23 protein-coding genes are annotated in these 21,092 nt (G+C 54.3%); 8 read left to right on the forward strand and 15 right to left on the reverse strand.

From position 1 onward, the window contains the following. Positions 1-38 precede the first annotated feature (38 nt). Positions 39-383: a hypothetical protein gene (locus REIFOR_RS13010; RefSeq protein ID WP_100257973.1), complete on the reverse strand. Its 345-nt coding sequence runs from the start codon at positions 381-383 to the stop codon at positions 39-41. 3 nt (positions 384-386) lie between these two features. Then, positions 387-1,307, reverse strand: a complete 921-nt coding sequence (locus tag REIFOR_RS13015; protein ID WP_227003687.1) for a flagellar protein MotY — start codon at positions 1,305-1,307, stop codon at positions 387-389. Positions 1,308-1,590: 283 nt separating this feature from the next. On the opposite strand from REIFOR_RS13015, the gene rnt reads away from it, so the two are divergent. From rnt to REIFOR_RS13030, 3 genes are all read left to right on the forward strand, one after another. Beyond that, positions 1,591-2,268 (forward strand): ribonuclease T, encoded by a 678-nt coding sequence (gene rnt, locus REIFOR_RS13020; RefSeq protein WP_227003688.1) that lies wholly within the window; start codon positions 1,591-1,593, stop codon positions 2,266-2,268. 2 nt (positions 2,269-2,270) lie between these two features. After that, positions 2,271-2,570, forward strand: coding sequence for an MTH1187 family thiamine-binding protein (locus REIFOR_RS13025; RefSeq protein WP_100257974.1), 300 nt, complete (start codon positions 2,271-2,273; stop codon positions 2,568-2,570). 100 nt (positions 2,571-2,670) lie between these two features. Further along, positions 2,671-3,555 (forward strand): LysR family transcriptional regulator, encoded by an 885-nt coding sequence (locus REIFOR_RS13030; RefSeq protein WP_100257975.1) that lies wholly within the window; start codon positions 2,671-2,673, stop codon positions 3,553-3,555. 16 nt (positions 3,556-3,571) lie between these two features. On the opposite strand, the gene orn is transcribed toward REIFOR_RS13030, so the two are convergent. After that, the gene (orn, locus tag REIFOR_RS13035) at positions 3,572-4,117 is read right to left on the reverse strand and encodes an oligoribonuclease (protein WP_100257976.1); all 546 of its coding nucleotides are present in this window, start codon (positions 4,115-4,117) and stop codon (positions 3,572-3,574) included. A gap of 75 nt (positions 4,118-4,192) precedes the next feature. Between orn and rsgA the strand changes: the two genes are divergently transcribed. Further along, positions 4,193-5,218 carry a small ribosomal subunit biogenesis GTPase RsgA gene (gene rsgA / locus REIFOR_RS13040; protein WP_100257977.1) on the forward strand — a complete coding sequence of 342 codons (1,026 nt, stop codon included), beginning with the start codon at positions 4,193-4,195 and terminating at the stop codon, positions 5,216-5,218. Here the strand turns inward: rsgA and REIFOR_RS13045 are convergent, their stop codons facing one another. The 4 genes from REIFOR_RS13045 to purL form a co-directional block, all read right to left on the reverse strand. Continuing rightward, a complete protein-coding gene (locus REIFOR_RS13045; RefSeq protein WP_100257978.1) occupies positions 5,219-5,542 on the reverse strand; it encodes a hypothetical protein in 324 nt (107 codons plus the stop codon). Next, positions 5,539-6,702 (reverse strand): S1 family peptidase, encoded by a 1,164-nt coding sequence (locus REIFOR_RS13050; protein WP_100257979.1) that lies wholly within the window; start codon positions 6,700-6,702, stop codon positions 5,539-5,541. Before REIFOR_RS13050 ends, REIFOR_RS13045 begins: the two co-directional genes overlap by 4 nt. A gap of 150 nt (positions 6,703-6,852) precedes the next feature. Continuing rightward, positions 6,853-7,203: a hypothetical protein gene (locus REIFOR_RS13055; RefSeq protein WP_100257980.1), complete on the reverse strand. Its 351-nt coding sequence runs from the start codon at positions 7,201-7,203 to the stop codon at positions 6,853-6,855. Between the two features lie 52 nt (positions 7,204-7,255). Next, positions 7,256-11,197, reverse strand: a complete 3,942-nt coding sequence (gene purL / locus REIFOR_RS13060; RefSeq protein WP_100257981.1) for a phosphoribosylformylglycinamidine synthase — start codon at positions 11,195-11,197, stop codon at positions 7,256-7,258. A gap of 145 nt (positions 11,198-11,342) precedes the next feature. Here purL and mltF point away from each other — a divergent pair, with 145 nt between their 5' ends. Next, positions 11,343-12,749 carry a membrane-bound lytic murein transglycosylase MltF gene (gene mltF, locus REIFOR_RS13065; protein ID WP_158524383.1) on the forward strand — a complete coding sequence of 469 codons (1,407 nt, stop codon included), beginning with the start codon at positions 11,343-11,345 and terminating at the stop codon, positions 12,747-12,749. Between the two features lie 41 nt (positions 12,750-12,790). Here the strand turns inward: mltF and REIFOR_RS13070 are convergent, their stop codons facing one another. Further along, on the reverse strand, positions 12,791-13,666 hold the full coding sequence (locus REIFOR_RS13070; RefSeq protein ID WP_100257983.1) for a hypothetical protein: 876 nt from the start codon (positions 13,664-13,666) through the stop codon (positions 12,791-12,793). Beyond that, complete coding sequence (gene purU, locus REIFOR_RS13075; RefSeq protein WP_100257984.1) at positions 13,663-14,517, reverse strand: formyltetrahydrofolate deformylase; 855 nt, start codon at positions 14,515-14,517, stop codon at positions 13,663-13,665. Before purU ends, REIFOR_RS13070 begins: the two co-directional genes overlap by 4 nt. 235 nt (positions 14,518-14,752) lie before the next feature. Here purU and REIFOR_RS13080 point away from each other — a divergent pair, with 235 nt between their 5' ends. Beyond that, the gene (locus REIFOR_RS13080) at positions 14,753-15,160 is read left to right on the forward strand and encodes a TraR/DksA family transcriptional regulator (protein WP_100257985.1); all 408 of its coding nucleotides are present in this window, start codon (positions 14,753-14,755) and stop codon (positions 15,158-15,160) included. Between the two features lie 155 nt (positions 15,161-15,315). After that, on the forward strand, positions 15,316-15,732 hold the full coding sequence (locus REIFOR_RS13085) for a hypothetical protein (protein WP_100257986.1): 417 nt from the start codon (positions 15,316-15,318) through the stop codon (positions 15,730-15,732). A gap of 30 nt (positions 15,733-15,762) precedes the next feature. On the opposite strand, the gene REIFOR_RS13090 is transcribed toward REIFOR_RS13085, so the two are convergent. Continuing rightward, positions 15,763-16,122, reverse strand: a complete 360-nt coding sequence (locus tag REIFOR_RS13090; RefSeq protein WP_100257987.1) for a response regulator — start codon at positions 16,120-16,122, stop codon at positions 15,763-15,765. A gap of 283 nt (positions 16,123-16,405) precedes the next feature. On the opposite strand from REIFOR_RS13090, the gene REIFOR_RS13095 reads away from it, so the two are divergent. Then, on the forward strand, positions 16,406-16,801 hold the full coding sequence (locus REIFOR_RS13095) for a TetR/AcrR family transcriptional regulator (RefSeq protein ID WP_100257988.1): 396 nt from the start codon (positions 16,406-16,408) through the stop codon (positions 16,799-16,801). A gap of 12 nt (positions 16,802-16,813) precedes the next feature. On the opposite strand, the gene dinB is transcribed toward REIFOR_RS13095, so the two are convergent. The 5 genes from dinB to REIFOR_RS17145 form a co-directional block, all read right to left on the reverse strand. Continuing rightward, positions 16,814-17,884: a DNA polymerase IV gene (gene dinB, locus REIFOR_RS13100; RefSeq protein ID WP_100257989.1), complete on the reverse strand. Its 1,071-nt coding sequence runs from the start codon at positions 17,882-17,884 to the stop codon at positions 16,814-16,816. Between the two features lie 91 nt (positions 17,885-17,975). Beyond that, positions 17,976-18,620: a lipoyl(octanoyl) transferase LipB gene (lipB, locus tag REIFOR_RS13105; protein WP_100257990.1), complete on the reverse strand. Its 645-nt coding sequence runs from the start codon at positions 18,618-18,620 to the stop codon at positions 17,976-17,978. Next, complete coding sequence (locus REIFOR_RS13110) at positions 18,617-18,895, reverse strand: YbeD family protein (RefSeq protein ID WP_100257991.1); 279 nt, start codon at positions 18,893-18,895, stop codon at positions 18,617-18,619. Before REIFOR_RS13110 ends, lipB begins: the two co-directional genes overlap by 4 nt. Positions 18,896-18,909: 14 nt before the next feature. Then, positions 18,910-20,082: a D-alanyl-D-alanine carboxypeptidase family protein gene (locus REIFOR_RS13115; protein WP_227003689.1), complete on the reverse strand. Its 1,173-nt coding sequence runs from the start codon at positions 20,080-20,082 to the stop codon at positions 18,910-18,912. Between the two features lie 133 nt (positions 20,083-20,215). After that, a complete protein-coding gene (locus REIFOR_RS17145) occupies positions 20,216-21,082 on the reverse strand; it encodes a septal ring lytic transglycosylase RlpA family protein (RefSeq protein WP_100257993.1) in 867 nt (288 codons plus the stop codon). Between the last annotated feature and the right edge of the window lie 10 nt (positions 21,083-21,092).

Below are 21,092 nucleotides of genomic sequence, written 5' to 3' on the forward strand. Positions count from 1 at the left end.
TCCGGTGGAGTCGGACACGACAATTGAGGGGGCGGTGCTTAGGCCACCCGTTGATCGGTCATAGACCACAGCAATAGGCGTTGGTCGATGCTGGGGTCGAAGCGCAGCAGACCGTCGTAGTTGAAACCACGAAAGGACAATAGATAGCGGCGCAGCAGACCAAATTGTGGACATGCCTCGGGAATCAAGGCAAAGGAGCCGTTTTGATCGAGCAGATACCAATACAGCTGATGATTAATTTGGCGTAATTCGGCGCGTGACAATTCATCGATCACCACATGAGTAATGGCACCGCTGGGCCGATAATAGATCAGTTCGCCGGCTTCGATATGGAGCGAGCGGACAACCTCTTTTTGAGCAAGCAAGGACTGCCAAACGGTCATGGTTTATTTCGCCTCAAAATTGGGTAGGTCGCGCAACGGATCATCCGGGTCACCGGTGATGCGCTCAAACTGCACCGTCACACGACGGTTGAGCCGACGCCCGGCTGCTGTCGCATTGGTGGCGATCGGGTAACGCTCGCCGTGATAACGGGTGACGATTATCGCCGCGTCAATGCCTGCATTGACCAGGTAGTCGGTTACCTTGACCGCACGTTTTTCAGACAGACGCCTGTTGTTATAACGTTCCCCTTGGCCATCGCTGTGGCCGTCGATAAACAGGGCTGAAACCAGACTATCGGCGTTCATATAGGTAACAATATTGTCGAGCATGGCCGTGGCCTGAGAGTCCAAACGCGCTCCGCCGCCGCCAAAGAGGACCGACGTGCGTTCTATTTGGCGAAAATTGACCGGTAACAATCCGGTTTGACAGGCCAGGTAGTCGTTGTAGAAGCTTTTAAAATTAACCGGCGAGATCTGCAGTCGGATTAGATCGTCACCGAACTTGGCCTTGCGGGTCAGAGTCGGTGCCATACCCGCCGTGAGCTCGTCCATCATCCGACCCGCTCGCGCCGTCTCGACGCGAATGGGAAATTTTCGATCGATCACTCTGGAATAGCCAAGCTCGGTGGTTAGTGCGCTGGAACGCCAAGCCGGTGCCTCGATCGTCAGCGCGGCCTGGCCCTCGGCCATTAGATTGCGCGTCGATTCCAAATAAAATTCCAAGGTATCACCGGCTTCTTGAAAGAATACCGCCAAACCGTATTGCGGGATCGGCTGATAAAACTTACAGTAAAACTCCGATGCATCGATGCGCCACTCGGTATTGGTTAGGCCGGTACCCAGGTTGGCCGCTTGACTGTTAGCGGCAACACAGGCCAGAAGACCGGCCATGCAAGAGGAAAAAATCTGTCTGTAGTTGGCCATAGCCTGCCGCTTCATCTCTATAACTCCGAATTAGATCAAGATACTGCAAGGTGTAGGCCAGTTTGGTTCTTTACACCAACAAAAAGCCTTAGCAATGTGAATCCACCCTACCGGCTTATTTTTCCAGCGTCCAAGTTGCAATGTCGAATGCAATGTCGAATGCGATAAGGAATGCGCCTGGCAGCGTGCCGGCCCAGCCCATCAAAGTGCATTACCCCTTACATTTCTAAGACAAATCATTAACATGTGCGCTTAATTTGTGCCTTTAGCCCGCTATTTCGGAGTGTATGTGACCATTAATGCCCCAGAGAACGAACTGTCCGAACGATTCCGCGGTTACTATCCGGTTGTCATCGATGTCGAAACGGCCGGTTTCAATTCCCAGACCGATGCCTTACTGGAAATTGCCGCCGTAACCCTAAAGATGGACAGCAGCGGCTGGCTCCTGCCCGATGAGAGTATTTTCTTTAACGTTAAACCCTTTGCTGGCGCCAACCTCGAAAGGGCCGCGTTAGAATTTACCGGCATCGATCCGTTTCACCCATTGCGCGAAGACGTTGATGAGGGCGAGGCCCTGGCTGAAATATTCAAGATGGTCCGCGCCGGCATGAAGGCCAACGGTTGCAAGCGCGCCATTTTAGTGGGTCACAACGCCACCTTTGATCACAACTTTGTCATGGCCGCGGCCGACCGGGCCAGCACCAAACGCAACCCCTTCCATCCCTTCTCGACCTTCGACACGTCGGCTCTGGCCGCTTTGGTCTATGGCCAAACGGTGTTGAAAAAAGCCTGCGATACGGCCGAGATCGAATTTTCCACCAAAGAAGCCCACAACGCCGAATACGACACCCGTAAAACGGCTGAGTTGTTTTGCCGGATGATCAATCGCTGGAAGACCCTCGGCGGCTGGCCGCTCCCGGAACGTTCGGAATCGGGCGATGACACCGCCACTGGAGACTGATAATGAAATGCATGGCCGACCTTTGCGTTATCCCCTTTAATCAACAAATCTCGGTGGCCGATGAAATTGCCGCCTGCCACCGGGTCTTGCAGAGCTTTGATGTAGAGCTGCAGTTGCACGGCTATGGCACCAACCTCTATGGCGAATGGGATCAGGTCTTTGGTGCGATTAAGGCCTGTCATCAGGCGCTGCACGACAGCGGCATCGTACGAATCTCGTCGACCATCAAGGTCGGCACCCGAACCGACAAGGACCAAACCATTGGTGACAAGATTCAAGCCGTCGAAGATCGCTTGGCTTGATTCAGCGCTGAGCCGCCTAGGCCAGACCATTCGATGAATTGTGGCTAATTCTCGCCGATACTCTAAACTGTCTCATTTTCGAGACAATGGCGGGTGCATCATGGATCTGAATGGGTTGGTACTGTTCGTCGAAATCATCAAGCAGGGTTCTATAACCCGAGCCGGCATGGTACTAGGCAAGCCTAAGTCGACTCTATCTCGCCAGTTGAGTGAATTTGAACAAACACTCGGGGTTAAGTTGGTTGAGCGCACCACCCGTCGGCTCGATCTAACCGAAGCCGGTCGTGAACTGTACGAGCAGTCGAAGGACCTGCTATCCGAACTGGGCGACATTCAGCACAGCATCGGCGCGTATCAGCGCCAACCCAAGGGCCAGCTGACCATTCTCTGGCCGCAAGAGCTGTTTACCGCTCAGATGGCGGAACTGATTGCCGAGTTTTTGCAGACCTGGTCGTTGATCAGCTTCTGCGGCACCCAATACAATGGCGCCACGCCGGCACCCGACAGCCAGTACGACCTACAATTTCTGCTCCACCAACAACCGCTACCGGCCAGTGACTGGATCGGTCGTTCGTTAATGAGTATCCCGCATAATATCTATATCGCCAGTCATTGCCTTAACCGTGCACCCAAGACGCTGGACGACATCCGCCATTGCCAATGTATTTTACAGTCGGGTGAAGATGAGTGGTTGTTTCGTCAAGACCAGCAGATTCACACCATCGCGGTACAGGGGCGGCTGACGTTGAACAGTCCGGATATGAGGCTGCAGGCCGCCATCCGCGGCTTGGGCGCAGTGCGACTGGCCAATTACTTGGCCGAGCCCTATGTGCGCCAGGGCGCTTTGACGGCATTGACCTTTAACGAGCGACCCGTGGCCGACACCCTCAGCGTGCTGTATCGAAGCCGGCAACTGCCGTTAAAAACCCGACTGTTCCTGGAGCACTTCCAGAATCATGTCGGGCGTCTGTACAGCACCCTGTAGCGGACCGGCGGAGCGCTTATGCCAGCTGAATGAATTCGCTGCGGTAGTGCTTGAGTTCTTCAATCGATTCGATGATGTCATCTAAGGCCCGGTGACTGCCTTTCTTATTAACCCCCGCCAAGACCTCAGGCCGCCAGCGCTTGGCCAACTCTTTCAGGGTACTGACATCGATATTGCGGTAGTGACAATAGCCGTCCAGATCGGGCATATACTTGATCAGGAAACGACGATCTTGCCAGATCGAATTGCCACACAGAGGCGACTCGCCCCGCTCAACCCAATCCTCCAGAAAGGCCACGGTCAGCGCCTCGGCTTGGGCGAGACTTATAGTGCTGGTGCGCACCTTTTCGGTCAGCCCGGAGGCGCCATGATGGTCGGTACACCATTCATCCATACCCGCTAGAACAGCCTCGGGTTGATGAATCACCAATTCCGGACCGCGGGCAATAATATTGAGATCCTGATCGGTAACCAGGGTCGCTATCTCAAGGATTTGGTCGGTTTCGGGTTTCAAGCCGGACATTTCTAAGTCTATCCAGATCAAATTGGTTTTTTTATCCATCAGGCGCAACCTTTAGGCAATGAAGGGGAGTATAATTAATCGTTCAGTATAACCGATTCCGAACCCTAGGGCCGCATGAGTAAACGAAAGCTAACCCGCCAACAGCAGTTCCGGATCGATAAGGTGCAGCAAGAACGCCTTTCCCGTGTCCAAAAGAAAGACCAGTTTATCGAGCAGAAGATCGAGTCTGGCTCCCTGGGCGAACCCCAAAGTGGCCTAATTGTCGCGCATTTTGGGGCCACCATCGATGTTGAAGCGAGTACCGGTGAGCTGGTGCGCTGCCATGTGCGCAGCAATCTGCCGGTCTTGGTTACCGGCGACCAGGTTATCTGGCACAGCGACACCCAGAACAGTGAGCGCGGTATCATCAGCGCGGTGCAAGAGCGCCGCACGATCCTCACGCGCCCCGATGCGCGCGGTAAACTGCGCCCGGTGGCGGCCAATATCGATCGCATCATCATTGTCGTCGCCCCCGCGCCGCGGACGCCGGTCAACCTGATCGATCGCTATTTGGTCGCCACCGCGCACGACGATATCATGCCGGTCATCTTGCTCAATAAATTCGATCTAATCGATCAGGCCCCAGAGATGCAGCTGGAGTTAAAGCAATATGAAGACCTGGGCTATCAGACGGTGATCGCCTCGATCAAGGACCCAGACGGCCTTAAAACCATTCAGGCTCTGGTGGCGGAGGGTAATTCGGTGTTTGTTGGCCAGTCTGGCGTGGGTAAGTCATCGATTATCGCCGAACTGTTGCCCGAGGCGGAAATCCGCATCGGCGAGATTTCAGAGGCAACCGGCAAAGGCCGGCACACCACAACGACCGCCAAACTCTATCATATCCCGAGCGGCGGCCAGCTGATCGACAGCCCCGGCATCCGGGAATTTGGTTTGTGGCACACCAACCCAGACGACTTGGCGCGGGGCTTTCCCGATGTCGATCAGTACGCGGCGCACTGTAAGTTTAACGATTGCACCCACACCCATGAGCCGAACTGCGGCGTCAAGGTGGCCATAGACGGCGGCAGAATATTGCAGCGTCGACTCGATAGCTTCTTGAGTATTCGCAACTCGGTCGATGAAGTGGTGATGCGAAGCTAGCTAACGCACAACCCGGTCGCTGAATCGGGTCTTGTTTTTAAAGCGATACACCCCCGGGCCAAAATCATAACTGAACGCCAGACGCACCAGATGCGCGGCACCGCGGCACAGATCGGGCTCAGTACGGCGCAATTCAATCACATCCTGGTTAAACTTCAGATAAAACTGGTCCGCCTCGGTACAGCCGTTGGACAGCACCGAGACTTCGAGTCGCTGCGCGGTGACCACCGGGTTAAATAGTAGGGTTTCGGAGTTAACCTGAGTCACCAAGGTGCTACAGGACAGCAGTGGTAACAACGCCAGGCCGGCTAACAGTTGTTTCATCGTCTTTTTCTCCATAACAGTCCGGTACTGGCCAACAGCAGCCAAAGGCTCAAGCTGCCACCTAATCTATTAATGGTGCCGTCTTCCGCCACGGTGGCCACGGTCACCTCGCAGCTATTGGTCAAGGCAACGCGTTGGGTTGAACCGCGCGGTGCATAAAACGGCGTTCGGTCTTGTGGGGCAAGATTACGCGGTACCGCGACATTGGCACTGCGAATCTCAATCATCTCGTCATTTATCCATTCTTTGAGCGCAAAAACATCGCTATACACCCCATAATTGCCGGCAACGCTAGAACCACAATGAAGTGGTCCGAAGGACACCACACCCAGCAGCGTGTTGGTTAGGGGGTTAAACAGGGGTCCGCCACTGTCACCTTGACAGGAGTCGCGACTCGGATCGCCGGCGCAGACCATGGTTGCACTATTAAATGCCGGCTCTGCTTGCTGACAAACAGCGTCGCTGCGGGGGGTGATATTCACTTCCAGCAGCGCGGGGCTGCCTTCGAAGGAATCGAGGGTGTCAGACAGGGTATCGCCGTGACCCAGCACCCTCACCGAATACTCATCGCTACCGGCCGCCAGGCTGGCAAATTCATCGGTGGACTGGGGCAGATTGATGGCACTGTTGGTCGGGCTGGTGGTGAGCTGGATCAGGGCGATGTCGTTGGTATACTGCCTTGCACTGTAACCCTCATGGATGATCGTGCTGGCTGCTCGGAGCAATTGACTGTCATCACCGCTAAAGGCCACCCACCCGGTGTAATGGTAGCCGGCGACACATTCTTCTTTGCTCGCCCGAGTAACACAGCCATAGTCGGCCGCGCCAAGCTCATCAAAACAGTATTCGTATTGCATCAGTGCCGAGTTATCGCCCACCAGCAGCATGAAATCGTCTACTTCAAGTCCCTTTAAACAATGGGCTGCGGTGACTACGGTGCCCGCCCCTAGATAGCTGCCCCCACAGATCGGGTTCCAATGAAACTCACCGGGTGCCCACTCATATTTGGTCATCAGGGTGACAAAAGAATCGCTCCCCGAACCGGCTGCTTGGCCATTGATAATGCGCGACTGGGGCGCCTCGGTCGAGCGAATTTCTGCATTGGCGAAGGTACAGGTGAGCACCAACAGCATGGCACATTGCAGGGTAAATAGTCTCATCGGGCGGCTCCGTGGTCAATTTGCAATGCTAAACCATAGTTTAGCCCGTTGCGAGCAAAGTAGCGGCCGAAATTGAAACGAGTTTAATTATTGGTCGGGGTTTGGGGTTTAAACGTTGGTCGGGGTTTGGGGTTTAAACGTTGGTCGGCCTTAAAAGCTGCGCGCTCCGGCCTGCTCGATTTGATGTAACAAAAAGCGAATCTTGATTAACCCAGCTTCCGTCAGCCGAACTGGACCCTCGCGCGCGCGCAGACCGTATTGCTCCTGGACCTGATTGCAGCGCTGGCGCAGCGCATCGAGGGCAGCATCGTGGCGTATCGGCATGGCTAAAAACAGGGTCCACTCCGGGTCCGCTAGCTGCTGCTCGAGCAAACGAGTGAGCAAACCTTGGATCTGATCGATATCGGGCCGGTACACCGGGGCCTTGCCAAAGGTGAACAGGAGTCCCACGCCAACGAGCACCAGCAGGGTTAACGCACATAGGACCACTAATTCGATCATATTCAGCCTCGTTCTAACCCGCTATCAACCCGCTATACAAGGCCAGATCGATCTACCCTAACCAGACGCGAGAGTTGCGAAACATCCGCAGCCAGGCGCCATCTTCTTGCCAATTGCTCGGCTGCCAAGAGTTGGTGACCGTGCGAAAGACCCGTTCTGGATGCGGCATCATAATACTGATCCGACCGTCTGGCGTGGTAAAGCCATTCATTCCGGCCGCAGACCCGTTCGGATTTAACGGGTAAGACTCGGTGACCCGGCCTTGGTTATCGATATAACGTAGCGCAACCAGACCACTGTTGAGCGCCTGATCCAGGTGCTGGGCATCGCGAAATTCCGCCAAACCCTCACCATGGGCGACCACGATCGGCAATTTTGAACCGGCCATACCAGCCAGAAAGATCGATGGCGACTGCGGAATCTCGACCATCACGGTGCGCGCTTCAAACTGTTCCGATTGGTTACGCACGAAATGCGGCCAAAGATCGGAACCGGGGATGATCTCACGCAAATTGGACAGCATCTGGCAACCGTTGCAGACGCCCAGAGCAAAGTTATTCGACCCGGCAAAGAAGGTTTCAAACTGCTTTTTGGCCGACTCATTAAAGCGTATCGATTTGGCCCAGCCCTCGCCGGCACCGAGCACATCACCGTAGGAGAAGCCTCCACAGGCCACTAAGCCGTTAAAGTCCTGCAACTTGACCCGTTGCGCCAGTATGTCGCTCATATGGACATCGACCGAGTCGAAGCCGGCGCGATCAAAGGCTGCCGCCATCTCAATTTGGCCATTGACGCCCTGTTCGCGCAGTACCGCCACCTTGGGCCGTACACCAGTGCTGATATAGGGTGCACTAATGTCGGCGTTCAAATCGAAGCTCAACGACTCGAACAGGCCTGGGTCGTTGGCATCGAGCCAGCGATCGTATTCTTGCTGTGCGCAATCCTGATTGTCACGCAAAGCCTGCATCCGGTAACTGGTCTCGCTCCACTGACGCAGTATATGGGTGCGGGGTTTGACATAGAATTCATCCCCGCCGGCCAACACACGGACGAAATCGTCATCGTTCGGCTGACCGATAACGGCCGTACAGTCACCCAAGCCAGCAGCGGTAAATTGCGCTAACACCGCCTCGGTATCGCCCCGCCGAATCTGGATAACCGCGCCCAGCTCCTCGGCAAACAAAGCGGCAATGGGGTCGTTATCGGAGAAGCGGTCGGTGTCGATATCGATACCGGTGCGACCGGCAAACGCCATCTCGACCAGGGTCGCAAAGACGCCACCGTCGGAACGGTCGTGATAGGCCAGGATCAGCTTGTCGCCGAGCAGACCTTGAATCACGGCCCAGAAAGCTTTTAAATCGTCGCTGTCGTCAACATCCGGCGCGACGTCGCCGACCTTGCGGTAGACCTGGGCCAACGCACTGCCGCCGAGCCGATTTTGCCCGCGACCGAGGTCGATCAGCACTATATCGGTCTGGCCGGCGTCGGTTTTAAATTGCGGGGTCACACTCAGGCGGACATCGGTGACCGGGGCAATACCGGTGATCACTACGCTCATGGGCGCAGTAACCGACTTGGTCTTGCCGTCGTCTTGCCAGGTGGTGCGCATCGACATCGAATCCTTGCCGACCGGGATGGTCAGATCCAAGGCCGGACAAAGCTCCAGGCCAACCGCTTTAACCGTATCGTAGAGCGCCTCGTCTTCACCGGGATGGCCTGCTGCAGCCATCCAGTTGGCCGATAAGCGGACTTTTCTCATCTCGCCGATGGCGCTGGAGGCCAAGTTAGTCAGGGTCTCCGCCACAGCCAATCGGCCTGAGGCCGCCGGGTTGATCAACGCGACTGGGGTTCGTTCACCCATGGCCAGGGCTTCACCGGTGAAGCCTTGGAAACCGGTGGTGGTTACCGCGGCATCGGCCACGGGGATTTGCCATGGGCCGACCATCTGATCGCGCACGACCATACCGGTGATCGAACGATCGCCGATAGTGATCAAAAAGCCTTTACTGGCTACCGACGGCAGGCGCATAACCCGGTCCACCGCCTCATTGATCTTGATATTGCGGGTTGAAAAGGCATCCTTTGCGAACGGCTGACGATTAAAGGATCGGGACATCTTAGGCGGCTTGCCCAAGAGCACATCCAGGGGCATATCGACGGCGTTGTTGTCGAAGTGACGATCGGCGACGGTCAGTTGACGATCATCGGTCGCCGTGCCAATCACGGCAAAGGGACAGCGCTCGCGTTCACAGATGGCGGTGAAAGTAGCCAATTGTTCCGGCGTGACGGCCAACACATAGCGTTCTTGCGATTCGTTACACCAGACCGCCAAGGGCGGCATACCCGGTTCGTCGTTGGGGATGTCGCGCAGTTCAAAGCGCCCGCCCCGGCCGCCATCGGCGACTAACTCCGGAAAGGCGTTGGATAGACCGCCCGCGCCGACATCGTGGATAAAGGCGAGCGGGTTTTGTGCGCCCAGTTCCCAGCAGCGATCGATCACTTCCTGGCAGCGACGCTCCATCTCTGGATTAGGCCGTTGCACCGAGGCGAAATCCAAGTCTTCATTGCCTTCGGCGCTATCGACCGACGACGCGGCGCCACCACCCAAGCCAATTTGCATGGCAGGACCACCCAAGACGATCAGTTGGGCGCCGACCGGAATGGCATCCCAAGCCTTGTCGACATGTTCTTCTTTGATGTTGCCATAGCCGCCAGCGATCATAATCGGCTTATGGTAGCCGCGTACCTCGGTGCCATTGGCGCCGGGCACCGACTGCTCAAAGGTTCTGAAATAGCCGGTCAGGTTGGGCCGGCCAAATTCGTTATTAAAGGCGGCGCCACCGAGCGGACCATCGAGCATAATATCCAAAGCGCTGACGATGCGACCGGGTTTGCCATAGCTGCTTTCCCATGGCTGTTCGAAGCCCGGAATACGCAGATCGGACACGCTGAAACCGGACAGTCCGGCCTTAGGCTTACCGCCCGCCCCGGTGGCGCCCTCATCGCGAATCTCACCACCGGAACCGGTTGCCGCGCCGGCAAAGGGTGCGATCGCCGTGGGATGGTTATGGGTTTCAACCTTAAACAGAATATGGACGTTCTCTTCATGATAGCGATAGTGCTGATCTTGATCTGGATAATATCGGCCGGCCTTAAAACCCTCTATAACTGAGGCGTTGTCCTTATAGGCCGATAAAACCCCAGCACTGTTGTGCTGATAGGTGTTTTTGATCATTTTAAACAGCGACCAGGGCGAGGCTTCGCCATCGATGGTCCAGTCGGCATTGAATATTTTGTGCCGGCAATGCTCGGAGTTGGCTTGGGCAAACATCATCAGCTCGGCATCGGACGGGTCACGCGCCAAGCCCTGATAGGCCTGAACCAGATAGTCGATCTCATCATCCGCCAAGGCCATGCCCAGACGTTTGTTGGCCTCAACCAAGGCCACTCGGCCTTCAGTAAGAATGGCCACTGTGCCCAGCGGGGCGGGCTCATGCTGAGCAAACAGATCGGCTTCGACCGGCTCGGCAAAATAAGGCGTTTCCGTCATCCGGTCGTAGAGCGCAGTGGCGGCCAACTTGAGTTCGCCGGCACTGAGGGCTTCGGTCCCGACCAGCCAGTAGCGCACGCCGCGTTCGATCCGGCTGACACTCTGCAGCGCGCTGTTATGAGCGATATCGGTTGCCTTGGTGGCCCAGGGCGAAATGGTACCCAGGCGCGGCGTGACCCAAACCGACTGACCCAGACTGCGTATGTCCTTGGGTGCCAGCTGCTGCGCCTCAGCTGCCTGCTGGCCAGCGTCTTGCGACGGGCCGTAATGCAGCAATTGCGCCAACACCGACTCCTCGGCAGCGGACAAGGATTGAGATACAGCGACAAAGTGGACGAATTCAGCGTATACATCTGTTATCGTCGGCAAAATTGTTTGTATTTTAACGGTGAGCCGTTGTCGGCGAAATTGGGACAAAGCGGCGTTGCCAGATAGCGTCAGCATCAATCAGAACCTGTATCGACTATTGAAAGGAAAGGGGTGGTAAAATCGGGCGGTATAGTAATGGATTTTAGCCTGAAATGGCAGTTGCGATCGTATTGAAGTGAGTCCTATGAGATTTTATTGGCTTAGCCCGTTCCGAAACGGGTTGAAAATATTAGTTTTGATGCTAATCGTCAGCACAATCGGGGTCTTTATTGCCCAGGGTGTGCAGTGGCGTAATCATCTGCAGCGTATTGAGAGTCGCGGCAAGCTAATCGTCGCCGTGCGTGAAAGCGAGGGCATATTCTGGGCCAATGGCCAGGAGTTTATCGGCTTCGAAAAGGATCTCATTGCTGAGCTCGAACGCGAGCTCGATATGCCGATTCAAGTATTTGCCGTTCGCGACCTCGACGACCTATATGGCGCTTTGGCCGCCGGCGCGGTCGATATGGCGCTGTCGGGTACCAGCTTCGGCACACACGATGTAATAGCCAGTCGCCCCTATGCGATGACTCGAATTGGCTTGGTGCACCCTAAAACGCGCAATATTGCCGACAACCCCGACCTGGAGTCTGTGCGGACCGGCCTACTCGATCCGCTGGGTCATCAAGACGCCACCAAGCTAATCGACAACCCGCCGCAAGCAAGCGCCGTCTATGATGCCGGGCGCATCAGTGCGGAACTGTTCACCCTAGTGGAGATGCAAGACCTCGATCAGGTGTTAGTCGATGAGCGGGACTTTCAGTTGCAGCAGAGTGTCTTCCCAGACCTACAATTTAGCGCCCTGGACTTGCCCGCGCGACCGATCAGTGTGCTGTTTAATCCGAGGGAAGATGGCACCCTTCTGACTCAGATCGATGAGGCCCTCGAACTGTTTGACGGCAGCGGCTTACTGGGCCAAATGACCGATCGTTACTTCGGCGACGCATTGGAATTTGATTATGTCGACAACCTGACCTTTGAAAAACATTTGACCGCCCGCCTGCCCACTTATCTGTCTAAGTTTAAATTTTATGCCGACCTGCAGGGCCTCGATTGGCGACTGCTCGCCGCCCAGGCGTATCAGGAGAGTCACTTGCGCGCCAATGCCCGCTCACCCACTGGCGTTCGGGGGCTGATGATGATCACCCTAGATACTGCCAAGGAGATGGGTATCACGGATCGACTGGATCCTGACCAGAGCATCAAGGCCGGTGCCCGGTATATTACCACGCTCAAGAATCGGGTTCCGGCCGACATTCCGGAACCTGACCGAACCTGGTTTGCCCTTGCCTCTTACAATGTTGGCGCCGGCCATGTTGAAGACGCCCGCAAGATTACCGAAAAGTTGGGCGATGACCCTGATCGCTGGATCGATGTGCGCAAACACTTACCGAAGTTGGCATTAAAGGATTATTACCCCTGGACTCGGTACGGTTATGCCCGCGGTGCTGAGCCGGTAGTATATGTCGCCAATATCAGACGCTTTTATAATCGAATAAAGAAAGAATATCCGCAGTTGGACGAGGCCGCCGAACCGGAGCGCCTCGAACAGCTACCAGACATCGACGTACCAGTGTTCCCCGGTCTCTAGAGCGTTGCCGGCGCTGTTGCAATGGCGTCGGCAGTGATGATTTAAAATCTAATCTGAAAACCGGTCGACCACAGCCAGTCTTGATCTGTGGGCAACCAATATATCTCAGAAAAACCGGTCACCGACTCCGATAGGCCTTGCTGGAGTCCCGCTGACCAGCGCCCGGCATCGGCACCTTGGACCCGATAGCCGACAAAGGTTTGTGTCGACTGGCCCTGGCTGCGCGCGCTGACATCCCATGCTAAGAGCTCATCCTGATAAAGCCAGAGCCCCGAAAGGGCCGAACTGCCCAGATTCCATGTCACCAGATTACCCCAGATGGGCGACCCATTGGGGACATTGCGGTAGGTTAGCGCGATAACCCCTTCTGGTGTGCGCACAACCGTGGCCGCGCTCCATTGAGTGTCCGGTTGGGTCTCATCAATCACCCACTGGCTGGTCACCATAAAGGTCTCACCCGAGGCGAAATCGACGCGCAACGCTCTGTTCTCACTGGCTTGCACCAGGCCACCAACCGCCAGACCCTTTTGGCTGCGCGACAGCAGGCTGGGCGACAGCTCGATCAAGAACGCCTGCTCGACCGTCGCCAAGCGCCCGCCACGCACACTCACCACTCCTTGACGCCAATTAAGATAGGCCTGGTGCTGACGCAGCACGACCGCGTCATCCTCGGCCAACGGATCAATAGCGACTTGCCACAGGCCGATCAGAGCGCTACTGCCTAAGGGCTCGGCCGCGGTTACGCCAAAGCGGCTCTCCGGCATGGCCAGCAGCCAATGACTGCCATCGGCCAAAGGGCGATCAAGATAGTCACCTTGAAACTGCAGCTGGCCACTCGGGCTCACCTCGGCAGCATGGGCCTGGATACTGGACAGCAAGGCTAAGAAAAAAACATAGACTGAATTGTGGGTTTTCAATTGAAGATAACCGTTTTATTGCCGTGTACCAAGACTCGGTCTTCCAAATGCCATCTAAGCCCGCGCGCCAGCACAGATTTTTCACAGTCCTTGCCTAGACGCACCATATCTTCAACCAAATCTCGATGGGTAATACGCACGACGTCTTGGTCAATAATCGGACCTGAATCCAGATCGGCGGTGACATAGTGGCAAGTCGCGCCAATCAATTTAACGCCGCGTTCATAGGCTTGGTGATAGGGACGGGCCCCGATAAAGGAGGGTAAAAAACTGTGATGTATATTAATAATCCTATTGGGGTAACTGTGGCAAAGTGCCGCGGGGATAATTTGCATATAACGGGCTAGCACGATGGAATCGATCTGGTGAGCGGCAATCAATCGCTCGATCTCGTCAAAATGCTCCTGTTTATTAGCCGGATCGACCGGAACATGAAAAAACGGAATGCCATGCCATTCTACCAAGCTGCGCAGATCGTCGTGATTCGAGATGACACAGGGGATATCACAGGGCAGATCGCCACTCTGCCAGCGATTAAGAATATCGGCCAAACAATGGCTGTCACGCGAGCACATTAGCGCGATGCGTTTGCTGCTGCCGGTGTCGGTGACTTGAAACGTCATGTTCAAATCCCGAGCGATGGGGGTAAATATTTCAGCGAGTTTTTCAACGCCAAAGGGCAAGGAGCTGGCCTTGATCTCGTTGCGCATAAAAAACCAGCCCTGGGCCAGATCCGCATGGTGATTTGCTTCTAAAATGCTACCATTATATTGTGCTAAGAGCCCCGAGACTCGTGCCACAATACCCACTCGATCGGGACAAGAAATTACCAGTCTTAACACACGCTCCATACCCACTAACTCCAGTGTCTTGATATATCAGGAAATTTTCTAAAAATCTGTTTTCAGAAAAGCCCTAATGATATATCATGCTGCGTCCTTTGACGACTGCATTGTAGCCAAGGCTTTTGGGCAGACGTCGATTACTATGCCGAGCGGGTACTGGTTTATTTAAACGAACATCGCGCCGTCACGCAGTGGCACAACGAACACTGCAGGCTTGCGCATAATATATGGGAAGATGGCTATGCTGACGCTAGAACAACTGTTGGCCGCTCCAGAAAAAGATTACATGAACTCAGGTCAACTTGAGTACTTTCGTGATCTACTAGCCACACAGGCGGCTGAAGTACGAGAATCACTGGCCAATGCGCGCCTGCAACTGGCAAGTTATGAAAATGAGCCGGATGAACTGGACAAAGCCAGCATCGAAGAAGAACGTAGGATGTCACTGCGTTTTCTGGATCGTCAAACTAAGTTATTGCCTAAAATTGACCAGGCAATAAAGCGTATCGACGATGGTGATTTTGGTTATTGCAAAATCACGGGTGAAGAGATTGGCATAAAACGCCTGTTGTTGCGTCCAACCGCCACACTTTGCGCGGAAGAAAAACAGCGCCAAGAAATGAAAGAACGAAACTATCGCGATCAATAGTATTAGTGCTCGCTTGATAAATCATCCTCGATTAGATCGGGGATTTTTTTTGTCTACTATTTGACCCGAGCTAACCCGAGAAGCTCCCACCAAGATTACGGCACGCCCTTTGCAAAGCTCAACTGTAGATCAATGCAAATCAGGGGCTAAGCGTAATGGAAATTAATACCGGGTCGATTCTGTCGTACCAGAAAAACCAAAATATGGCCGCCAATGTCGCCCAAAACGGGGCCGTGACCGCGGTAACGGGCGGCGCAGCCAATGCTCCAAGCCTGCAGTCTGACAATGTCAGCATCAGCAATAGGCGTGATATCTTTAACTGGGTAGCGGCCACCTTTCCGGTTTCAAGCCAAGAACCGGCAAGCATTAGCCGAGCCAGCCAGAGCCTATATGATTACCAGATTCTCAACTTTAGTGATCTGAGCACAATTAACCAGATGATCTCCGAGGATTCGGAGACCCCGATGATTAGCCGAATAGAGGCCAACCTACAAAACAGCATGTCGTATCAGCAACAGCAAAATCTGAGTCGTATCTATCAAGTCTTCAGGACGCTTGCCGCAGCAGAATAAAAACGGACAGGCTGGTACTTACAACCTGTGCTAGAGAAATTTCTGTATTTCAATCAGTAGGTCTTCCTCGTCAACCGGCTTTACCATAAACCCCCTAGCACCTTGGCGCTGACCCCAAACACGATCGGTCTCCTGGTCTTTGGTGGTGACCATTATTACCGGGATGTTCTTAGTCTCGGGATCCTGAGACAGTTTACGAGTGGCCTGAAAACCATTCAGCTCTGGCATTACCACATCCATCAAGACCAAATCCGGCTTGGCGCTTTTAGCCAGCGCAACACCACTGGCGCCGTCCTCGGCTACCAGGTAATCGAAACCGTTTTTTTCCAAAATCTTAGTAAAATGGGCAACCTGACTCGGTGAATCATCGACAATTAAAATGGTGGCCATGGAGATTTCCTTCTAAATCCTACTCATTAGACATTCTTATCCGCTGTAAAAAACTATAGCCATTGCCCGCCATTGTGCAACAACAGCACACCAAATTTGCCTCGCCGCAAAGATTATTTTGTTACCGCGGTTGCCGCGTTTGAACACCGTCGTGGTAATAAAAGTCGACTCGGTTGCCATCCTTTGCGTCACCTTGGTTACAAAAATAAACGCTCATAATTCGCGCTCGAACGAATCCACTGCTAAATTTTTAAAACGGTGTTATCAATAGAAGTAAACAACCATGATTAAAAAAGAAAACATTTTAATATCCGCACGCAAAGTCTTAACCGAACAGGGCATCGACAAACTATCACTGCGCAAAATTGCCGCAGAGGCCGGCTGTGCCGCACCCTCCATCTATTATTATTTTAAAAATAAACAGGAAATCGTCGCCGGCCTATGGGAAGAAATAGTGCCAAGCCTCGAAAGTAGCATCATGGACGCAGAAGATAAGTATCGGGCCTACGGCCAGTTTTGGCTGGCCCGACCCAATGATTTTAGACTATTTATTACCAATGCCGACTACTTCCCCTTTGTCGCGAAGACTGAGGCCTATAGTTCGCTGCGCAGCCAGTTGGCCGACAACCTGCATCGCTTGAACGGCCAACTGATGGAGCAAATTTACACCCAGGATTGATCGCACTGGCGGTTAAAGCGAATGCAACGGGCTCTCATTAGGGCCCCAGAGCGTCAATTGATCGGTCGAATCGGCTTCATTAAAGCGCACGCCTAGGCCGAGCAGCCGCACAGCCTTAGCGCTTTTGGCGCATGCTGCTTGCAAAAGCCGTTGGTAACTCTGGGCGTCTAATGCCCAGGGCCGCTCCATCGTGGTAGTGGTGAAATCATTGAAGCGAACTTTCACGAAGACACTTTTCAGCGGTGGACAGCTCTTATCATTAATACGTTTCATCAGCCCAGCATAGAGCTCGGGCAATTGCTTCAAGCACTCCTCTTCGCCGGCCAAATCGGTGGCGAAGGTGTGCTCGATACTCTGCGACTTGCGCGTTCCGGTGCGTCCCACGGCCCGTTCGTCGACCCCCCGTGAACGCTGATAGAGCCAAGGACCGCTCTTACCAAAGAACTGCACCAGCTTGGGCATAGACCATTGCTGCAGGTCACCACAGGTCTTGATTCCCATCTGATTGAGTCGCTCGTTGAATTTTTTCCCGACGCCCCATATTTTTTTCACCGGTAACGCGCTGACAAAATCATCGACCCGACGCGGAGGCACCACGAAAATGCCATTGGGCTTATTCCAGTCAGAGGCCACCTTGGCCAAAAATTTGTTGGTTGCCACGCCGGCCGACACGGTGATACCCACCTCGCGAAAAACCTCCGCGCGGATATGCTCGGCCAGTAAGGTGGCACTGCCGCCAAACCAAAGTGAGTCAGACACGTCGAGATAGGCCTCGTCGAGCGAAAGGGGTTCTACCAGATCGGCGTAGCGAGCAAAGATTGCCATCATCTGCTCAGACGCGGCGCGATAAATTTCGAAGCGATGGGGCTGAATAATAACCTGCGGGCACAAGGCCACGGCGCGCCTAGAGGGCATCGCGGAATGCAGACCGAAGGCCCGGGCCTCATAGTTACAGGTTGAGAGCACCGACCGTGAGCTTTGCCCGCCCACAGCCACAGGGTGTCCACGCAAATGAGGGAAATCACGCATCTCCAACGCGGCGTAGTAACAATCGCAGTCAATATGGATGATTTTACGTTGCATGGCAAAAATACTGTATGGGTATACAGCTATATTAGAGATATTAAGCCTGGGAGGCAAGCCTACGACTCAAACGGGGGGGGGCAACTGACGCTCAGTCCCAAACGGCGCGCATGCTGAGCAGCTCGCAGAAGGCCGCGACCCATTGCTGACTGATCAATACGAAATCGGGCGACTCAGTATAGTGGGCCATCTGGGTCATTTGCAGGCCGCTGTAACCGCAGGGATTGATGCGCAGAAAGGGAGTGAGATCCATATCGATATTGAGGGCCAAGCCGTGGAAGCTGCGGCCCTTCTTGATCCGCAAACCGAGCGAGCAAATTTTCTGCAGCCCGACATAGACCCCTGGTGCATCAGGCTTGGCAGCCGCGACAATACCATAGGGTTGCAGAGTGTTCACCACGCTCAGCTCGAGCGCACTGACCAGCTTTCGGACGTCGGAGCCGATACGACTCATATCGAGCAACACGTAGGCCACTAGCTGACCGGGCCCGTGATAGGTAATCTGGCCACCGCGATCGGCCTTGACCACCTCTATATCGCCTGGATCGAGCAGATGTTCCGCTTTGCCGGCCTGACCTTGGGTGAACACCGGTTCGTGTTCAACCAACCAGATTTCATCAACCGTGTTGGCGTCCCGCTCCAAGGTGAAGCTCTGCATTGCATGCCAGGTTTCACTATAGGGCACTCGGCCAAGAGTTCGGATGCGCACCCTATGCTCAGCCGTGCTGTCGATCATAGAACCATCTTTACCATTGGATTGACTTTTAACTCGTCAAACAGGAGCGTCAAATGGGCTTCCTGTTCGATTCGCATCCAAATTGTCAGACTGACAAAGCGGCCATTTTTACTCGGATTTTCACTAAAACTCTCAACGGTAACCGCCGGATCGTATTTCACTAACACGCCGGCGACAAACTGCTGATAATCAGGATGGGCGTCGCCCACCACCTTGATCAGATAGCGTTCACAGGGGAACTCAATTTTAGGCGCAGCGTCCAATTCGCGGGGCATCGGTACTCCTAGCGTCAAACGCTAAACAAGTTACTAATCAGTAACAAAATGTAATCCCATATGCGGGCAAAAAATCCGGCACGTTTTACCTCATGTAGGGCAATCAGGGTCTTGCGCGTGACTTCTTCACCGGCCACATAGACCACCAATTCGCCCAAGGTCTGGCCAACCTGAATCGGCGCCTTGATGGTTGGGTCAATGTTTAACTGTGTGGTTAGAGCGTCTTCCGTGCCACGGGCAATGGTCAGGGTCAAATTCTCGACCAAGCCGAGCGAGAGCGTTTTAACTTTGCCACCCCAGACACGGGCCGAATAAAGCTCAGTGTCGCCTTGGAAAGGCTCTGCGGTGCGAAAGAATCGAAAACCGTAGGTCAACAGTTTCTGTGTCTCTTGGGCGCGCGCGCCTTCGGAGCGCGTGCCCATGACGACACTGATTAGACGCATCCCATCACGTGTGGCCGAGGCCACTAAACAATAGCCTGCGGCATCGGTATGACCGGTTTTTAGGCCATCGACATCGGGATTGGTACCGAGCAAGCGGTTTCGATTAGGTTGCGGAGCAACCGGACCATAGGCGAAGCTGCGTTCAGAATAGATCGGATAAAATTCAGCATTTTCATAAATGATGGCCTTGGCTAGGAGGGCCAAATCATAGGCGGTTGAAAAGTGATCGATGCCATTTTTAGGCGACAAACCGTGGGAATTGGCGAAGGTGGTATTAATCATGCCCAACTTTAGAGCGTACTTATTCATCAGGTCGACAAACAGCTCCTCGCTGCCGGCAATATGCTCTGCCATAGCGACTGAGGCATCGTTGCCAGACGGGATCACGATTCCGCGCAACAGATCTTCGATGCTGACCATCTTGCCTTCTTGTATAAACATCCGCGAACCCTGCATGCGCCAAGCCTTCTCACTGACTAGGGTCTCATCACTGAGCTCCATGCGACCTTCGATGATTTCCCGCTCGGCTATATAGCTGGTCATCAACTTGGTCAGGCTGGCGGGCGCAATTCTTTCATGCTCGTTGTTCGCGACTAAGACCTGACCCGTTTCGGCATCGATCAACAAATAAGCCGTTGCTGCCAATTGCGGCGCCGCGGGGATAAGGGGTTCCGCGTGCAGCAATGACCCGAGAAGACTTGCGGCCACCAGACCGAAGGTTGTGATGTTTCGCTTAAAGTTCACACTGGTTTCCAAAATTCGATACGCATTGACACAAAATGGCCCGCTAACTGGTCAGCAGCAGACCCCAAAAAGAAACTCATTGTAGCAGCCGGGGGGGTATTTACACCCCCCAAGCTAATCTGTCCAACCTAGCCTAGGGCTTAGCAACGATTACCGGCTTGCCCATTTCACCATTAGCGTACTGCTGCTGCAGTTCAATGGCGCGGCTGTACTTGACTGGCCCGATGCGCACGCGATAAAAGTTGTCGCGAAAAACACCGACCTGATCAGATACTTCGCCGGATAAGGTATCGCGCATGGCATTTGCCCCTGTTTTTTCACTAAAGGCGCCGACTTGAACATAATAGGATGCACTGTCTAAAACGGAGCCGGCAATGGCTTCGACCCGGACTCGAGCCGTGCCCTTATCCTGAAAGCCCAGCTTCACGGCGCCGGCATAGGACATATCGATAATGCGCCCAGCATGGAACGGGCCCCGGTCATTAATCCGCACGTCGATCGACTTACCATTGTCTAAATTGGTCACGCGAACCCAACTGGGCAAGGGCAAGGTCTTATGGGCCGCACTGATCTTATTCATATCAAAACTTTCGCCATTGGAGGTCGCGTGGCCGTGAAATTTGGCACCGTACCAGGAGGCTAGACCCTCTTCACGATAGTTTTCAGCGCTGGAGAGAATCTTGTAACGCTTGTTGTTGACCGTGTAGGGGCTTTTATTGCCCTGTAAAGAGAGCGGTTCCATCCGGGCAGGGGTTTCCGTTATCTGATGCTCGGCAAGTGCAACCACAGGGGCTTTGTCCTGTGCAATGCTATAGCGGGATTGGCCTGCCGGCGCAGCGACCGCAGTTTGGGCGCTTGCTTTTGCCTTACTCGGCACAGTAGCGACACCACTGCCCTGCCCTTGGGCGATGTAGTCACTTGAACAGGCGCTGACCAGCACCAAAATGCCACTGGCTAGTAGCGTTCTAACACGATACTGGATGGGCATGAAATTGAACATAAATAGACCC

Source organism: Reinekea forsetii, from assembly GCF_002795845.1.
GTDB classification, from domain to species: Bacteria; Pseudomonadota; Gammaproteobacteria; order Pseudomonadales; family Natronospirillaceae; genus Reinekea; species Reinekea forsetii.

What these genes read in the sequence shown, in the direction of transcription:
- REIFOR_RS13010 (WP_100257973.1), bottom strand. Translation starts at nt 383, where the DNA reads ATGACCGTTTGGCAGTCCTTGCTTGCTCAAAAAGAGGTTGTCCGCTCG.
- REIFOR_RS13015 (WP_227003687.1), bottom strand. Translation starts at nt 1,307, where the DNA reads ATGGCCAACTACAGACAGATTTTTTCCTCTTGCATGGCCGGTCTTCTG.
- REIFOR_RS13025 (WP_100257974.1), top strand. Translation starts at nt 2,271, where the DNA reads ATGAAATGCATGGCCGACCTTTGCGTTATCCCCTTTAATCAACAAATC.
- REIFOR_RS13030 (WP_100257975.1), top strand. Translation starts at nt 2,671, where the DNA reads ATGGATCTGAATGGGTTGGTACTGTTCGTCGAAATCATCAAGCAGGGT.
- orn (WP_100257976.1), bottom strand. Translation starts at nt 4,117, where the DNA reads ATGGATAAAAAAACCAATTTGATCTGGATAGACTTAGAAATGTCCGGC.
- rsgA (WP_100257977.1), top strand. Translation starts at nt 4,193, where the DNA reads ATGAGTAAACGAAAGCTAACCCGCCAACAGCAGTTCCGGATCGATAAG.
- REIFOR_RS13045 (WP_100257978.1), bottom strand. Translation starts at nt 5,542, where the DNA reads ATGAAACAACTGTTAGCCGGCCTGGCGTTGTTACCACTGCTGTCCTGT.
- REIFOR_RS13050 (WP_100257979.1), bottom strand. Translation starts at nt 6,702, where the DNA reads ATGAGACTATTTACCCTGCAATGTGCCATGCTGTTGGTGCTCACCTGT.
- REIFOR_RS13055 (WP_100257980.1), bottom strand. Translation starts at nt 7,203, where the DNA reads ATGATCGAATTAGTGGTCCTATGTGCGTTAACCCTGCTGGTGCTCGTT.
- purL (WP_100257981.1), bottom strand. Translation starts at nt 11,197, where the DNA reads ATGCTGACGCTATCTGGCAACGCCGCTTTGTCCCAATTTCGCCGACAA.
- purU (WP_100257984.1), bottom strand. Translation starts at nt 14,517, where the DNA reads ATGGAGCGTGTGTTAAGACTGGTAATTTCTTGTCCCGATCGAGTGGGT.
- REIFOR_RS13080 (WP_100257985.1), top strand. Translation starts at nt 14,753, where the DNA reads ATGCTGACGCTAGAACAACTGTTGGCCGCTCCAGAAAAAGATTACATG.
- REIFOR_RS13085 (WP_100257986.1), top strand. Translation starts at nt 15,316, where the DNA reads ATGGAAATTAATACCGGGTCGATTCTGTCGTACCAGAAAAACCAAAAT.
- REIFOR_RS13090 (WP_100257987.1), bottom strand. Translation starts at nt 16,122, where the DNA reads ATGGCCACCATTTTAATTGTCGATGATTCACCGAGTCAGGTTGCCCAT.
- REIFOR_RS13095 (WP_100257988.1), top strand. Translation starts at nt 16,406, where the DNA reads ATGATTAAAAAAGAAAACATTTTAATATCCGCACGCAAAGTCTTAACC.
- dinB (WP_100257989.1), bottom strand. Translation starts at nt 17,884, where the DNA reads ATGCAACGTAAAATCATCCATATTGACTGCGATTGTTACTACGCCGCG.
- lipB (WP_100257990.1), bottom strand. Translation starts at nt 18,620, where the DNA reads ATGATCGACAGCACGGCTGAGCATAGGGTGCGCATCCGAACTCTTGGC.
- REIFOR_RS13110 (WP_100257991.1), bottom strand. Translation starts at nt 18,895, where the DNA reads ATGCCCCGCGAATTGGACGCTGCGCCTAAAATTGAGTTCCCCTGTGAA.
- REIFOR_RS17145 (WP_100257993.1), bottom strand. Translation starts at nt 21,082, where the DNA reads ATGTTCAATTTCATGCCCATCCAGTATCGTGTTAGAACGCTACTAGCC.